15 protein-coding genes and 1 riboswitch are annotated in these 15,124 nt (G+C 65.2%); of the genes, 10 read left to right on the top strand and 5 right to left on the bottom strand.

The genetic code is table 11. The annotated features are described in order from the left end of the window. Nucleotides 1-98: 98 nt before the first annotated feature. Complete coding sequence (locus tag ACI2JO_RS07880; RefSeq protein ID WP_404720115.1) at nt 99-431, bottom strand: hypothetical protein; 333 nt, start codon at nt 429-431, stop codon at nt 99-101. Between the two features lie 320 nt (nt 432-751). Between ACI2JO_RS07880 and ACI2JO_RS07875 the strand changes: the two genes are divergently transcribed. Beyond that, nucleotides 752-1,678, top strand: a complete 927-nt coding sequence (locus ACI2JO_RS07875; RefSeq protein WP_404720114.1) for a hypothetical protein — start codon at nt 752-754, stop codon at nt 1,676-1,678. 333 nt (nt 1,679-2,011) lie between these two features. Here ACI2JO_RS07875 and ACI2JO_RS07870 read toward each other — a convergent pair whose 3' ends face one another. Further along, nucleotides 2,012-2,464: a DUF190 domain-containing protein gene (locus ACI2JO_RS07870; RefSeq protein ID WP_204200589.1), complete on the bottom strand. Its 453-nt coding sequence runs from the start codon at nt 2,462-2,464 to the stop codon at nt 2,012-2,014. Then, entirely contained in the window at nt 2,421-3,779 is a 1,359-nt protein-coding gene (locus ACI2JO_RS07865; protein WP_042489218.1) for a voltage-gated chloride channel family protein, read from the bottom strand. The genes ACI2JO_RS07870 and ACI2JO_RS07865 overlap by 44 nt, the downstream gene beginning before the upstream one ends. Before the next feature lie 23 nt (nt 3,780-3,802). Then, a riboswitch (Fluoride riboswitch) is annotated at nt 3,803-3,879 on the bottom strand. A 163-nt stretch (nt 3,880-4,042) separates the two neighbouring features. On the opposite strand from ACI2JO_RS07865, the gene ACI2JO_RS07860 reads away from it, so the two are divergent. From ACI2JO_RS07860 to ACI2JO_RS07845, 4 genes are read left to right on the top strand one after another with little or no spacing between them, the layout of a single operon-like run. After that, entirely contained in the window at nt 4,043-4,408 is a 366-nt protein-coding gene (locus tag ACI2JO_RS07860; RefSeq protein ID WP_219994278.1) for a DUF305 domain-containing protein, read from the top strand. A gap of 1 nt (nt 4,409) precedes the next feature. After that, complete coding sequence (locus ACI2JO_RS07855) at nt 4,410-5,849, top strand: YncE family protein (protein WP_007406255.1); 1,440 nt, start codon at nt 4,410-4,412, stop codon at nt 5,847-5,849. Nucleotide 5,850: 1 nt separating this feature from the next. Continuing rightward, nucleotides 5,851-6,360 (top strand): RNA polymerase sigma factor, encoded by a 510-nt coding sequence (locus ACI2JO_RS07850; RefSeq protein WP_007406239.1) that lies wholly within the window; start codon nt 5,851-5,853, stop codon nt 6,358-6,360. Further along, a complete protein-coding gene (locus tag ACI2JO_RS07845; protein ID WP_007406229.1) occupies nt 6,357-7,127 on the top strand; it encodes an anti-sigma factor in 771 nt (256 codons plus the stop codon). The genes ACI2JO_RS07850 and ACI2JO_RS07845 overlap by 4 nt, the downstream gene beginning before the upstream one ends. Before the next feature lie 51 nt (nt 7,128-7,178). On the opposite strand, the gene ACI2JO_RS07840 is transcribed toward ACI2JO_RS07845, so the two are convergent. After that, a complete protein-coding gene (locus ACI2JO_RS07840; RefSeq protein ID WP_007406274.1) occupies nt 7,179-7,691 on the bottom strand; it encodes an MgtC/SapB family protein in 513 nt (170 codons plus the stop codon). Beyond that, nucleotides 7,688-8,755 (bottom strand): molybdopterin-dependent oxidoreductase, encoded by a 1,068-nt coding sequence (locus tag ACI2JO_RS07835; protein WP_007406227.1) that lies wholly within the window; start codon nt 8,753-8,755, stop codon nt 7,688-7,690. Before ACI2JO_RS07835 ends, ACI2JO_RS07840 begins: the two co-directional genes overlap by 4 nt. 146 nt (nt 8,756-8,901) lie before the next feature. On the opposite strand from ACI2JO_RS07835, the gene ACI2JO_RS07830 reads away from it, so the two are divergent. From ACI2JO_RS07830 to ACI2JO_RS07810, 5 genes are all read left to right on the top strand, one after another. Next, entirely contained in the window at nt 8,902-9,774 is an 873-nt protein-coding gene (locus ACI2JO_RS07830; RefSeq protein ID WP_007406272.1) for a LysR family transcriptional regulator, read from the top strand. After that, complete coding sequence (locus ACI2JO_RS07825) at nt 9,771-10,922, top strand: TDT family transporter (RefSeq protein ID WP_007406242.1); 1,152 nt, start codon at nt 9,771-9,773, stop codon at nt 10,920-10,922. Before ACI2JO_RS07830 ends, ACI2JO_RS07825 begins: the two co-directional genes overlap by 4 nt. A gap of 89 nt (nt 10,923-11,011) precedes the next feature. After that, nucleotides 11,012-12,247 carry a molybdopterin-dependent oxidoreductase gene (locus ACI2JO_RS07820; protein ID WP_007406293.1) on the top strand — a complete coding sequence of 412 codons (1,236 nt, stop codon included), beginning with the start codon at nt 11,012-11,014 and terminating at the stop codon, nt 12,245-12,247. 14 nt (nt 12,248-12,261) lie between these two features. Next, nucleotides 12,262-12,744 carry a c-type cytochrome gene (locus ACI2JO_RS07815; RefSeq protein WP_404720113.1) on the top strand — a complete coding sequence of 161 codons (483 nt, stop codon included), beginning with the start codon at nt 12,262-12,264 and terminating at the stop codon, nt 12,742-12,744. A 215-nt stretch (nt 12,745-12,959) separates the two neighbouring features. Continuing rightward, entirely contained in the window at nt 12,960-15,065 is a 2,106-nt protein-coding gene (locus tag ACI2JO_RS07810) for an ATP-binding protein (RefSeq protein WP_404720112.1), read from the top strand. Nucleotides 15,066-15,124: the final 59 nt, after the last annotated feature.

Genomic DNA, 15,124 nt, shown 5'->3' with positions numbered 1-15,124 from the left:
GTCCGATTTCAGTAAGAGGCGAACGGCTGCGTCCGTCCGCATCTGGGTTTGGCCGGCCTCAGCTAACTGCGTAACTCAGCCCACCGTGAACTCCGCGGCTAGCCCTGTAAAAGCGTTGCGAAGAACCTCGTGCCGTTTCCCAGGTAAGGTGTCGGACGCGAGCCGCGTGGCGTCAATGGCGACCACCGCCGCCACCCGCAGCCTCGTTTCCGGTTCGGTTTCGGGCCAGCTGCCATGGCAAAGATCGAGCCGTCGCCATCTATGACGCCGGTCTCGATCAGCAGCCGGAAGACGAGCAGGTCGATCTCCGTCTTCGGCAGCACGCCGAACGCCTGACCGAAGTACGCTTCGGCGAAGCCCGAGGCGAAAGCCTTGCCGGCACGATCATCCGCCAGGGCCTTCCTCACCTCGCCGATCGTCCTCGCCACCATTTCAACCCCCGTTCTCGATTTAGCATTCGCGGTAGCGGTTCGCGCGTCAACCGTCCCGGGAGGCGAGGTAATCAGACGCCCGATCAACCCGGCGATACATAAATCGTGAAACGCGGGGATCGGCAACGATGTCGGCCGTCGTGCCGACCATCGCGTAGCCGGCAGGTGCCTGACGATCCCTGAAGCGGACGACGTTCCGCGCATGCCGACGGCGGCGACAGGCTTCGACAGAGCCGTGGCCGCGCCGCGACGAACCGAATGCCTCCTCGCCACCATGCCTTGAGAGGCGGCGACCTGAACTCTGGAAATTGGAGGAAAATGTGTCTGAAGACCTTGATCTGTCCGACGTGGATCCACTCAAGTGGGCGGAGGTGCGCAAGCGGGTGGACGTCGTCCGCCGCTACCTTGCTCTGCCGCACCCGACGGGTGTCGACCGCGACCGCCACGCGGCTGAGCTTGGTCTACGCACCGGCCAGTTCTACAATCTGGTTCGCGCATGGCGCGAGCATCGCCAGGCATCCGCCTTGACCCTCGGTGTTCGCAATAAAGGCCGACCCAGCAGGAGCCGGCGCGGCGGCGTCGACCCCCTTGCGCGCGAGATCGCGAGGCAGGCGATCGGCGAACTGGGGCGGGACGCTCCAATCCTAGACTTGGAGTCCATGACCGTCGCCAGATGCGCCGCTGCCGGCGTGCGGCCGCCCTCACGCGGTACCATCAGGCTCCTCGCAAAGGAGGGCGGAGCGGCGGCGATCAACGCTCCTGCGACCGGCATCTTCGTCGCTAGGACCTTCGTGCGACTGCCGATGATCGTCGATGGGACCGTCGGGCTTCCGGCCGCCGCCGTCGTGGCCGAGTCGCCAGGTGGACGCGTCCTCGGCTTCATCCTCACCGAAGCCGAGGCGGATGGCGGCTTCGACCGCATCATCTCGACCGTCCGGAGCCGCTTGGCCGAAGAGCCGCTGCCGGTCACCGCGACCGAGGGCGATGCTCGCGTGTTGGAGCAGAGGCTGCCCGGTCTACGCTGCAAGCGCGAGACCATACCCGGTGTTGAACTGCTGCTCGCGAGCACCGTCGGTTCGCGCGTCGGGCACATCGAACTGCGGTCGCGACGTCCCAGGTCAGGCGTGGAGGCGGTCATGCAATCCGCCCGCGATGTCGCGCTGTCCGTCGAAGACGGCGAGAAGGCGCTCGAGTTGGCCATGATCAACCACAACCGTGCGATCGATTCCCGATCTCGATCGGCCTGATTAGCGGCGGCTGATCGCCAAAAGCGCGGTTTCCTACTCACTCTATCTGCACTTGGTGGGTGGCACCGTGCTCAAATTAGCTGCCAATGTGCACGCCCTCATCCCGCGATGCTCACAAACGAGCAATCGCAATCACGCGGTCTGCCAACAGCTTCGACCGCCAGCGAAAGGTCGATCAGACGGCCATAGGTCGTCTCGTTTCTCCATCTGCACCGGGCGTTTTGGGGAAAGCCGATCGGGAACACATTTCGGGAAAATGGCGCCCTCGTTGCCATTGAGCGCGCCTTGCCGCTGTGAGCCGTCCCACGAGACCTTCCTTTACGGGAACGCCGATCAGGCTCTGGTTAGCTCAGTTTTGCGCGTGATAGTCCAATGCTCCAGTCGTTTGTAGACGATCACCTTGTCGCCGATCAGATCTCCATGCCGGCGACAGAAGAGGTCGAGCTGATCGCGATCGCCGACCAGTTCGACACAGATCGTCAGATGCGGATCGGCAATTTCCGAGCCGTTCTCCCGGATCGGTTCGTGATTGCTGAAGCCGTAATGGGTATTTTGCGCGACGGCGTTGATGATGCCGTCCGCCTTCGCGGTGCGAATCAGCTCGCGATAGAGCGGCTTTGCCCCCCAGAAGCGACGCGGGCCGATCTTGTCGGACGGTTTCAGATAGATGCGCAGCATCCCGACTTCGCGGTGATGGACGGTGAAACGATTGGGCATGACGGGCTTTCGACAGGAAACAGGATCAGGCGCGCGTGCGCCGGCGAGAAGCGCGGTGCGTGCGGGCATCGCGCAGGGTCGCGTCGGGTGTGAGGTGTGCGGCAGGTACCTTTGGCACAGCGACGCGCTGCGACAGGTAGATGCCGTTGTGGCCTGAGCAGAGGTAGGCGACGAAGCACGCGACTGCGATCGGCACCGCATAGGCCGCGCCGAACAACTCGATCCCCATGAACGTGCAAGCCAGCGGTGTGTTGGCCGCGCCCGCGAACAGCGCGACGAAGCCGATCGCTGCGAATAGCCCCGACGGTACTCCGAACATCGGCGCGAGCGCATTGCCGAGCGCCGCGCCGATAAAGAACAGCGGCGTGACCTCGCCCCCCTTGAAGCCCGCGCTCAGGGTCACGACGGTAAAGAGCAGCTTCAGCGCCCAGCTCCACGAGTGCGTATCGGGACCAAAGAAGCTGGCGATGGTCAGGCTGTCCGGTGTCGCGGCGAGCGTACCCAGGCCAAGATAGTCGCGGGTTCCGAGCAGCCAGACCAGCGCAATCACGGCCAGCCCGCCGATAACGGGTCGTAGTGGGCCATAGGGGATCACGCGCTTCAACCATCCGCCCAGCGCGTGATTGGCCTCGGCAAAGGTCAGCCCGGTCAGACCGAAGGCAATGCCGGCGACACCGGCCTTGGCGACGAGCAGCGCGTCGACCGGCACCAGCGCATCGACATGGTAGACGCCGTGATGAATGCCCCAGGCAAGACAGGTCCAGTCACCGACCAGCGCCGCGACCAGGCATGGCACCAGCGCGCGATACTCGACCCGACCGATCGCCAGCACCTCCAGTGCAAAGACCGCGCCCGCAATCGGCGTCCCGAAGACCGCGCCGAACCCAGCCGCGATCCCGGTCATAAGGAGGGTGCGTGTCGCTTCCGCATCCAATCTGAGCGCGCGTCCAAACCCGCTGGCAAGACTGCCGCCCAACTGCACGGCGGTGCCTTCACGTCCCGCCGATCCCCCGAACAGATGTGTCACGACCGTGCCGAAGAAGATGAGCGGAGCCATGCGCAGCGGCACGCCGCCCCCCGGTTCGTGGATTTGCTCGACGATGAGGTTGTTGCCGCCTTCGACCGAGCGCCCTGTCAGATGGTAGAGCAGTCCGACCACGAACCCGCCGATCGGCAGCAGGTAGAGCAGCCAGGGAAAGGCGAAGCGAAGCCGGGTTACGGCGTCGAGGCTCCGCAGGAAGGCCGCGCAGAGCGTTCCCACCGCTGCGGCCATCGGGACCAGGATCAAAGCCCACCGCAGTACCGACGTGGCATGGGTGCGGCGATCGCGAATGAACGCTGCCATGTTGAACTGGTCATAGAGATTGCGAAATGTCGCGCGCACGATTCCTCCTTGCTGCCTTGCGGCGCCTGGTAGGAATCATCGGCCCTTGCGAGGGCGGTTCGACCGAATGGCCCGGCGGAAATCCATCGCCGTGCCTGCGCATATGCTGTCCGACCGCGACCCGGTCAACCAACCGCAGAAGCATGAGACTATCGTTTTGGTGAGGACCGATAAAATGGCTTTGGCCACGGAATAAACCCCGACGAGCATCGTCTACGCTTTCGAGACCGATGCGCTGGAGGCTTATGCGTAGACGAGATTGGATGCTGGGTCTGACGGCTTCGGCCCTACTTACCGGCGCAGTCGCGGCCGCCCCCGCCGATGGCTACGCTACCATGATGTCTGTCGCGATGGACCGGATGATGGCGGGCATGATGGTCAAGCCGTCCGGTGACGTCGACCGCGACTTCGTGGCGATGATGCTTCCGCATCATCAGGGTGCCATCGATATGGCGGTGGCGGAGCTGCGCTACGGCCATAACGAGCAGCTCAAGCGCATCGCGCAGGAAATCATCATCGATCAGCAGCAGGAGATCGCCGCCATGAAGCTGGCGATCGGCCAGCCGCTACCGCCTTCGACGCCAGCCCCGACGCAGGGCGGCGACCACCATAGCCCTATGGAGCACTGACATGATCCGGACCATCCTGCGCTCGGCCGCCTTGCTGATGAGCGCCGCACCGGGCCTCGCCATGGCCCAGCAGGCGCCGTGGAACGCTAAGGACATGCCCGTCAGCCACCGCGACCGCGTCTATGCGTCTGAACAATTCTCCAACACGGTGTCGGTGACCGACCCGGCCGACAACCGGCTGCTCGGCGTCATCAAACTCGGCGATCCCCAGCCGATGAACTTCTCCCCGCTCTACAAGGGACAGGTGCTGGTTCACGGCCTGGGCTTCTCGCCGGACGGGAAGACCTTGGCGGTCGTGTCGATCGGATCGAACGCCGTGTCGTGGATCGACACCGCCACCAACACCGTCAAGCACACGACCTATGTCGGGCGCAGTCCGCACGAGGCGTTCTTCACGCCGGACGGCAAGGAGGTGTGGGTCACGGTCCGCGGCGAGGATTATATCGCCGTGCTCGACCCCACGACGTACAAGGAGACGGGGCGCATCAAGACGCCCGGTGGTCCGGGCATGACGATCTTCTCTCCCGATGGCCGGTACGGCTATGTCTGCTCTTCGTTCAATCCGGTATTGGCTGTGTTCGATGTCGCGACCCACGCGCAGGTCGGACAGGTGGCGCAGCCAAGCCCCTTCTGCCCCAACATCGCCGCGACGCCGGACGGCAAGCAAGTGTGGTTTACGCTGAAGGACATCGGCAAGACGGTCGCATTCGATGCTCGGCCACCCTTCGCGATCCTGAAGGTGCTGGATACCGGGCCTATCACGAACCATGTCAATTTCGCCCGCACGGCCAAGGGGCAGTTCGCGTATGTGACGGTCGGCGGAGAGAATGTGGTCAAGGTGTTCCGCACGTCCGACTTCACGCCGGTGGCAACAATTCCGGTCGGCAAGATGCCGCACGGTGTTTGGCCATCGGGCGACGGCCGGCGCGTTTATGTCGGGCTAGAGAATTCCGATGAGCTGGCCGCGATCGACACTGCCGGCAACACGGTCGTCGCTACCGTGCCGGTCGGACAGGCACCGCAGGCGATCGCCTATGTGTCGAACGCAGTTCCGACAGGCCCCGGCACCGACAATCTCCAGCCGCTCGGCACAGCGGGCAAGGCGCTGCATCTGACCATGGGGCCGATTGGCGGCAAAGGTACGGCAAGCAGCATCACCCTCTTCGACCAGGGCATCATTCAGGTCGTGCAGAGTGCCGTTACCGGTTTGCAGCCCAAGAAGCCTTACATGCTCGTACTGACCGCCAATGCGGACGGCAGCGGCGCTGTAGAGCCGCTTGCGAACTTCATGAGCAACCCGGCAGGTGCGGCGATCGTCAACGCATCGGGTCCGATCCGCCAGATCGTTCAGGGCAGCACCGCGACACCCCGGCGCTTTCTGGCGGTTGCGGAGGTGGTGAACGGCGCGCCGGGGCGCATCGTGCAGGTGCAGCGCGACTGAGATGGACCCGCTTGCCGCCGCGATCGAACCGCTGATCCCCGGGCTGCGCCGCTATGCCCGGTCGTGGTTGCGCGACCGGGTGATGGCGGATGACGTGGTGCAGGATTGCCTGGAGCGCGCGGTCGGGCGCTGGCGACAGCGACGGGGTGCGGAGGTCCGCCCGTGGGTCTATGCGATCCTGCACAATTTGTTGGTCGATCATCAGCGGCAGCATAGCCGGCGGGGTACGGCGGTTCCGCTCCACCTCGTGGACGACGCCGCGCTCGGCCGCCCGGCCGATCAGGACACAGGCCTGCACCACCGCGACCTGCTGCGCGCGCTTGATGCGTTGCCTGAAGAACAGCGAACGGTGCTGCTCCTGGTCTCGGTCGAGGGCCTGCCCTATGCGGAGGTCGCTGCCGTAGTCGGCGTGCCGCTGGGCACGGTAATGTCGCGCATATCGCGGGGGCGCGACCGTCTGGCGACCCTCCTCCGGGAGGGTGAACGGCCGCGATTGAGGAGCGTGCAATGACCAGCCCGATCGGCGAGGACGATCTGGCCGCATGGATCGATGGCAGGCTGTCGCCCGAGCGGCAGCGCCTGGTCGACGCCTATCTTGAAGGCCAGCCGGACGTGCATGCCCGTGTGCGAGAGCAGGCGGAGCAGGCGCGAGCCCTTGCATCCCTGTTCGCCCCCGTCGCGGATGAACCGATCCCGGCGACGATGCGCGTGGCAGCGATCAGGGGACGGCAACGGCAACCGCGTTGGCAGCTCGCCATCGCCGCGTCACTTCTGCTAGCGTTGGGGTTTGGCGGTGGCTGGTCGAGCGCGCGGTGGAGCGGCGAACCCCGCGCGGGCATCGCGGCGCTGGCCAACGAGGCGAGTGATAATTTCCGTGTCTATGCCGCCGACCGGATACGACCGGCGGAGATCGGCCCCGACCAGCGCGCCATGCTGATCCGATGGACCTCCGCTCGATTGGGTGAGCGCGTCACGATCCCGGACCTCAGCACGGCCGGCTATCGCTATGGCGGGGGGCGACTGGTCGCGACGCCCCACGGCCCTGCGGCACTGCTCCTCTACGACGGACCGCAAGCGTCGAAACTTGCGGTGCTGACGAGGCCCATGCAGATCGACAAGACCGCGAGCATGACCAGCACGTCCAGCGGGACCATGGGCCGGGTCACATGGGCGGTCGACGGGATCGGCTATAGTGTGGTGGGCGAGCGACCCGCGGCCGAACTGCATCCGATCGCCGATGAAGTCCGGCGTCAGGCAGATGCCGCGCTTGTGTCCTGATAGCGCCTTGCCGCCTCCCGGCGCCGACGGGCACCGGGCGGTCCAGCGCGATCACGGCTTGCGCTCGACATCCTTCCTGTCGGTCTCGGCCGGCGTCAGACGGGCTCGCTCGCGGATGCGGCGTTCCAGCGGCGCGCCGACGAACAGGACGAGCATTGCAAGGCTCACCCCGCCGATGATGAGCGGCCACACCGCCAACCCTGCTGCCGCGCCGATCGTGGCTGTCACCCAGATGCACGCGGCGGTCGCCAATCCATGCACTTCCTGACCCTGGCCGACCCGCAGCACCGCACCGGCACCGATGAAGCCGACGCCGGACAGAATGCCCTGCATCGCCCGTCCTGCGGCATCGGCGTTCACGTTCGGCAAGCCACTATGCACGATCGCCTGAACGGCGATGCAACTCGCCAGACCGACCAGACCCAGCGTCCGCAGGCCCATGATCTGCCGGTTCTCACGCGAGCGTTCCCAGCCGAGCACCATCCCGGCCGCGGTCGCCACCACCAGCCGGCCAATCGCATCGATCCAGAAAGCGACGTCCGGTGCCGCTGATGCTTCGATCATTCGACCAGCACGTGAACGTGATGCCAGGCGGTGCACAGATAGCCGGCGAAGTTCCACATCGTATCCGGCCGCTCGGGCTGTCCCTGCCCGGTCTCGTCGAAGGCACGGGCGACAAGGTGCTGGCGTCCCTTGGCAAGTGTGGCGTCAAGGATCCAGCGCCGCCAGCCCCAGCGCGTCTCCGGATCATCGGCGAAGGTCGCCTGTTGCCAGTCGCGACCGCCGTTCACCGACACTTCGATCCGAGAAATACGGCGGTCATAGGCAATGGCATATCCCTCAATCCGCACCTCTCCGGCGGCCAAACTCTCGCCCGCACCGGGCGAGCAGATCGCGGCGTTGAGCGGCATGGCATTGATCGTCAGACCCTGGCTCCAGTCGACGGTGTCGCTCGTCACAGCGGCGGGGAAGAGCTTGTAGTCGTGCGCCTGGATCGGTGCCTCGGAGGGCGTTTCACGCACCTCGATCCGTGTCAGCCATTTGGCGCTGCGGACCCCGGCATAGCCAGGCACCACCATGCGGAGCGGGGCGCCATGTTCGGGCGTCAGCGGCTCGCCATTCATCGCCCAGGCGAGGAGTACGTCGGGCTCCCGCGCCTTGCTCATGGCGATCGATACCCCGAACAAGGCTTCTTCACCCTCCACGTCCACCTCGTCCGCGCCGGTGAACGCCACGAACAGCTCGGACGCATCCGGCGCGCCGACCGCATCGAGCACATCGGCCAAGCGTACGCCGGTCCACTCCGCATTGCCGATCGCGCCTACGTCCCACGGATCGCCGGAGGTGTTGGCGACCTGCTGGAGATCGGTACGCCGGTTGCCGGCGCACTGGAGAACCGCCGTTACCGTGCGCGTGGCAAACGTGCTCTTCAGTTCCTGCACCGAGAAGAAGCGGCTCGCCATGCCCCTCCCGCTCACCTCGATCCGATGATTGGCGGGCAGATCCGGCACTGGCCCGTGGCTGCGCACGTAGAACAGCGCCTGCGGCGTCAGGAACCGCTCGATCAACGCACCGGGCGTCGGCTCGGCATTGTAGGGATCAGAACTGCGCTCGATCATATCGGTCATGGACGATCAAACGTCGCGGGCACGCGTAACGCTTCAAGTCTTCGAGACCATCGCAGACGAAAGGCTGCCGACCATTCCGATATCCAGATTGGAATGACCATATCAAACGGTTGGTCGTATCGATCTAAGTACGCGATATATGCTGCATGACTTTGGAGCAGCTCAGAATATTCGTCGGTGTCGCGGAGCGCGAACACGTCACCAAGGCAGCGGAGGCGCTGAACGTCACGCAGTCTGCTGCCTCCGGGGCGGTTGCGGCCCTCGAAGCGCGCTACGGCGTTCCGCTGTTCCACCGCGTCGGGCGTGGCATCCAGCTTACCGAGGCAGGCCGCGGCTTTCTGGAGGAAGCGCGCGCGGTGCTGGGGCGGGCAGCGCATGCCGAGACGATGCTCGCGGACTATGCCGGGCTCGCGCGTGGTTCGTTGCGGATCGTCGCCAGCCAGACGATCGCGAGCTATTGGTTGCCGGCAAAGCTCGCCGCCTTCCACGAACGCCACCCACAGATCGCGGTCGAGCTGGCGATCGACAACACCGAAGGCGCGGCAGCGCAGGTGTTGAGCGGCGCGGCGGAACTCGGCTTTGTCGAGGGCGAGGTGGACGAACCGGCGCTTGCCCACTGGAATGTCGGGCATGACCCAATGGTGCTGGTCGGCCGCGAGGAAGCCGAACGCATCGACGAGGCCTGGCTGCGCACTACACGCTGGATCGTCCGTGAGCAGGGATCGGGTACGCGCTCGACTTTCGAGGACGTGCTGCGAACGCGCGGGTTTGATCCGGCCCAGCTGACGATAGCGATGACGCTGCCGTCCAACGAGGCGGTGCGCACCGCCGTTGAGGCCGGTGCCGGCGTTGCCGTCTTGTCGCGATTGGTCGTCGCGCGCGCGCTCAAGGCTGGCGATCTCGTCGAGCTGCCGCTCGGGCTGCCCGACCGCGCCTTTCACGCGCTGCGCCACAAGGAACGCTATCGCACCCGCGCGGCCGACGCGCTGACGGATCTCATCAAGGAGCAGGTCGCATGACTGCCGACACGCACTCCGTTCTCAGCGGCCTCAAGCCGCTCAGCCGGCTCGATCACCCCCGCGAGATGATCCGCCAGTTCACGCCCAACTGGTTCGCCGCGACGATGGGCACGGGCATCCTTGCCCTCGCGCTGCCGCAGGTGCCCGGCATCGGGCCTTCGCTTAAACCTGTCGGCGAGGTGTTGTGGTTCTTCAATATCGCGCTCTTCGCGCTGTTCGCCGGCCTCTATGGCGCGCGCTGGGTGATGTTCGGGCACGAGGCGCGGCGCATCTTCGGGCACAACACCGTGTCGATGTTCATCGGGACCATTCCGATGGGGCTGGCGACGATCATCAACGGCTGTCTCGCCTTCGGCATCGCGCGGTTCGGAAATGGCATCGTGCCGGTCGCGCATATCCTGTGGTGGATCGACGTCGCCATGTCGCTCGCCTGCGGCGTGCTGATCCCCTACCTGATGTTTACCCGCCACGAGCACAGCCTGGACGGCATGACCGCCGTATGGCTGCTGCCGGTCGTCGCTGCCGAAGTGGCGGGCGCCAGCGGCGGGCTGCTCGCGCCGCATCTAACCGATCCCCACGCGCAGATAGTGACGCTCGCGACCTCCTATGTGCTGTGGGCCTATTCGGTGCCGGTCGCGTTTGGCATCCTCGCCATCCTCATCCTGCGCATGGCACTCCACAAGTTGCCGCATGAAAGCATGGCGGCATCTTCCTGGCTGGCGCTGGGGCCGATCGGCACGGGTGCTCTGGGCATGCTGGTGCTCGGCGCGGATGCGCCGGCGATCCTCACCGCGCACGGGCTAGCCGGCGTCGGCACCGTCGCGCAGGGGATCGGCGTTGTCGCCGGGCTCTGCCTTTGGGGTTTCGGCCTGTGGTGGCTGGCGCTCGCGACGCTTATCACCATCCGCTACTGGCGCGCGGGCGTGCCGTTCAACCTCGGCTGGTGGGGCTACACCTTCCCGCTCGGCGTCTACACCGTCGCCACCTTCCGCCTCGGCACGACGCTGAACCTTATGTTTTTCGGTATCGTCGGCACGGTGCTGACGGTTGCGCTCGCGGCGATGTGGCTGCTGGTCGGTGCCAAGACGCTAGCCGGTGCATGGCGGGGCAACCTGTTCGTCTCGCCCTGCATCGCCACCCCGAACTGATCCGCCATGATGATCGGATCAGTCGGTCCGATCACTTGCAGAATGCCCCTTCGATCCGCCAGCGTGACTGGCCACAGGAGAGCCTTGTCATGGACAATTTCGACGCCGGGCTGGCGAGTGAGACCAGCCGTCGCCGCTTCCTCAGCCATGCCGCGCTCGGCACCGCCGGCCTTGCCGCCGCGCCGGCACTGGCGCAGCAGCTCGTCGACCTGAAGCTGCCCGGCGGCAATGCCGAGCGGCCGATGACCAGCGCCTTTCCCGGCAAGGGCAGCATGATCCTCCAGCGCGTCCATCCACCCTTGCTGGAGACGCCGATGGAGGTCTTCGACAAGTCGGTGTTCACGCCCAACGACCAGTTCTTCGTCCGCTGGCACTGGGCCGACATACCGACCTCGATCGACGTCGAAAGTTTCCGCCTCAACGTCTTCGGCCACGTCAATCGGCCGCTGTCGATCAGCCTCGCTCAGCTGCTGCGCCTTCCACGGGTCGAGATGGCGGCGGTGAACCAGTGCTCGGGCAACAGCCGCGGGCTGTTCCAGCCGCGCGTCGCCGGCGCGCAATGGGGCAATGGCGCGATGGGCAACGCCAAGTGGCTCGGCGTTCGCCTGCGCGACGTGCTCGACCTCGCCGGGGTCAAGGCAGGCGCGGTGCAGGTGCGCTTCGGCGCTCTCGATCAGCCGGTCGTGGCGGGCGCTCCTGACTTCGAGAAGGCACTCGACATCGACCATGCCCGCGACGGCGAGGTCATGATCGCCTTCGGCATGAACGGCGAGCAACTGCCGCTCCTCAACGGCTTTCCCTGCCGGCTGATCGTGCCGGGCTGGTACTCGACCTATTGGGTCAAGATGCTGAACGCGATCGAGGTACTGCCCGGCCCTGACGACCAGTATTGGATGGCCAAGGCCTACAAGATCCCCGCGACACCCGGCGCGAATGTCGCGCCCGGTGCCAAGGACTTCCCGACCGTACCGATCAATCGCATGATCCCGCGTAGCTGGATGACCAGCCTGCCCGATGGTCAGGCGATCGCCTATGAAGCGTCGATCCCGGTCGGCGGCATCGCAATGGGCGGCGATTGCGGCGTCGCCAAGGTCGATGTGTCGTCGGACGGTGGCCGCACCTGGTACAGGACGACGCTCGGAGCGGACGAGGGCAGGTACAGCTTCCGGCGCTGGGACGGGCGGGTGCCGCTGAGACGCGGGCCTAACCCCATCATGGTGCGCTGCTGGAACACCAACGGTGTCGCTCAGCCGATGAAGCCGATCTGGAATCCCGGCGGGTTCATGCGCGGCAACATTGAAACCACCACCATCATCGCGGCCTGAGGAGCGAGCAAATCATGAAGACTCCGTCTCCCGGCATGATGGCTGCTGGCCTGATCGGCCTGACCGGCATCATCCTCGTCTCGATCGGCGCGCCGAGCAGCCGCAAGGCGCCCGTTCCGATCTCCGAGATGTCTGAGCCGGCACCGGCCGCCAGCGTGTCAGCCCGCGGCTTCTCGCTTGCCTCGACCAGCGTCGACCTGCCGGCCGACGACGCGACCTACCCCGACGGTCCGCACGCCGACGTCATCAATGCCAATTGCACCTCGTGCCACTCAGCCAGCATGGCGCTGACCCAGCCTGCGCTATCGGCGGATCAGTGGAAGGCGACCGTCACCAAGATGCGTGAGGTGTATAAGGCGCCAGTGGCCGAGAAGGACGTCGATGCGATCGTTGCTTATCTCACCGCTATGCCGAGCCAGAAGGTGGCACCCGCGATCGGCAAGGCGCAGGACCCGGACCCCAAAGTGGCTCCTGATGTCTCAGGTGGAACCGGCTAACCGATCTACTTCCATAATCCCGAAATACCATACCAATCGAGACAGCTCCGAGCCCCTTGATCACCATACCCCTTGGAGACAGTGCGGGTGGTCTCGCTCATTGCTTGTTTGCAGCATACCCCTGTGCGCGTGTCGCGATCGGGCGACGATCGTCCAGGCAAAACACCGACGCTTGCTCCTAAAATGTGGTAAGACGCGATCGGAGAAACGTTTCGATGATCAACGACAGTCCGGCACCCGACCATAGTACGACCGCTCAAACGGTCCTGATGGACGCCAGCGAGCGGCTTGCCGATGCCGGATCGATGGATGAGGTGGTCGAAGTTCTCCGACAGACCGCGCGGGAGGCGATCGGGGCGGAAGGTATCGCCGTTGTCATTCGCGAAGACGAACGCTGCTTCTATGCCGCGGAAGATGCGATCAGCCCGCTTTGGGGGGGCAACCGGTTCGATCTCAGTGTATGCGTGTCCGGCTGGGCAATGCAGCATCTGGAAACCGTCGCGATTCCCGATATCGCCCGCGACGATCGCGTTCCGCATGAAACCTATAAGGGTACGTTCGTTCGCAGTCTGTTGATGGCACCGATCGGGAAGCCCAGAGCCATCGCAGCGCTCGGGGCCTATTGGTCGGACGTTCGCAATCACGATCCCGAGACGATCCGACGCCTTGAAAGCTTGGCGCGCCTCGCTGCCATCGCGATCGACAAGGCGCGGCTGCTCCGGGCAGCGGAGGAGAGCGGTCGTCAGCGCGCGCTCATGCTTACGGCCGGCAGAATGGGCATGTGGTCGTTCGATGTCGCGACTGGCGAGCTGGAAACCTCGGCGACGTGCCGGACGAATTTCGGGCGCGATCCCGAACTGCCCTTCAGTTATGCAGAGCTGCACGCCGCCATCCATGACGAGGACAAAGCACGGGTGCAGGGTGCCATCGAAACCAGCTTGCGCACCGCTTGCGACTACGACATCGAATATCGGCTGCTGACGCCACAAGGCGAAACACGCTGGATCGGTATCCGGGGACAACCAGCCTATGCGGCTGACGGCACGCCTGTGACGCTGGCAGGGGTTTCGATCGACATAACTGAACGTCGGCGGATGGAGGATGCGCTGCGCACGTCGGCCGCCACCTTGGAGCATCTGGTCGCGGAGCGGACCCGCGAATTGCTGACGACACAGGAAGCGTTACGCCAGTCGCAGAAGCTGGAGGCGATGGGCCAGCTTACCGGTGGGGTCGCGCACGATTTCAACAATCTGCTGACGCCGATCCTGGGAAGCCTTGACCTCCTGCAACGCCGTAAGGTGGGCGGCGATCGCGAACAGCGGCTGATCGACGGTGCCTTGCAGTCGGCCGAGCGCGCGCGAACGCTGGTGCAGCGCCTGCTTGCCTTCGCGCGCCGCCAGCCCCTGAAGCCCGAGGCGACCGATACGTCCGCGCTGCTCACCGGCATAAGCGAACTGGTCGCGACCACACTTGGCCCACGCATCACGCTCGAACTGGATGTCGCAGACGATCTGCCGCTTGCATTGGCTGACACCAACCAGGTGGAAATGGCGATCCTCAACCTGGCGGTGAATGCCAAGGATGCCATGCCTGAGGGCGGAAAACTTGTCCTGTCGGCGCACTTGCAGAGCCCGGGGACTGACCATCCCTCCGTCCCGGAAGGCAGCTATGTCGTAATCGCCGTCACCGACACCGGGACGGGCATGAGCGAGGACACCCGCCTGCGGGCGATCGAGCCGTTCTTCTCGACGAAGGGTATCGGGAAGGGGACCGGCCTCGGACTGTCGATGGCACACGGCCTCGTGTCGCAACTCGGTGGGGCACTGACGATCCAGAGTGTTGCGGACGAAGGCACCACGATCAGTCTGTGGCTGCCGCTAAGCGGGGGGCTCCCGACCACCCCCGGCAAGGCTGCGATAATGGAACCGATGGTTGCCGGGATCGCCGTCCTGGTCGATGACGAGGATTTCGTGCGAGCCAGCACCTCGGACATGCTCACCGAAATTGGCTTCGAGGTCATTGAGGCGCGCTCCGGCGAGGAGGCGTTGGCAGCGCTTCGTCAGGGCCACCACGTCGATGTGCTCGTGACCGATCACCTGATGCCCGAGATGACCGGCGTCGAACTGGCGCGCACCGTCCTTGCCGAGCGCCCGGGCCTGCCAGTGCTGGTCGTATCAGGCTATTCGGATGCGATCGGCATCGAGGCTGGATTTCCGCGGCTGGAAAAGCCTTTCCGGCACGCCGATCTTGCAGCGAAGCTCGCTGGCCTACTATGCCGAGCAGGTACGCCTTCGACCGACATTGCAGCTGCCGTTCTCTAAAACTGGCTGGTTGCCGCGCGGGGCATTCGAAACATGCCATCGTGACGGGCTATCGATCG

The organism is Sphingomonas sp. NPDC079357, from assembly GCF_044901155.1.
Classification (GTDB): domain Bacteria; phylum Pseudomonadota; class Alphaproteobacteria; order Sphingomonadales; family Sphingomonadaceae; genus Sphingomonas.
This window is presented reverse-complemented; position numbering and strand designations above follow the sequence as displayed.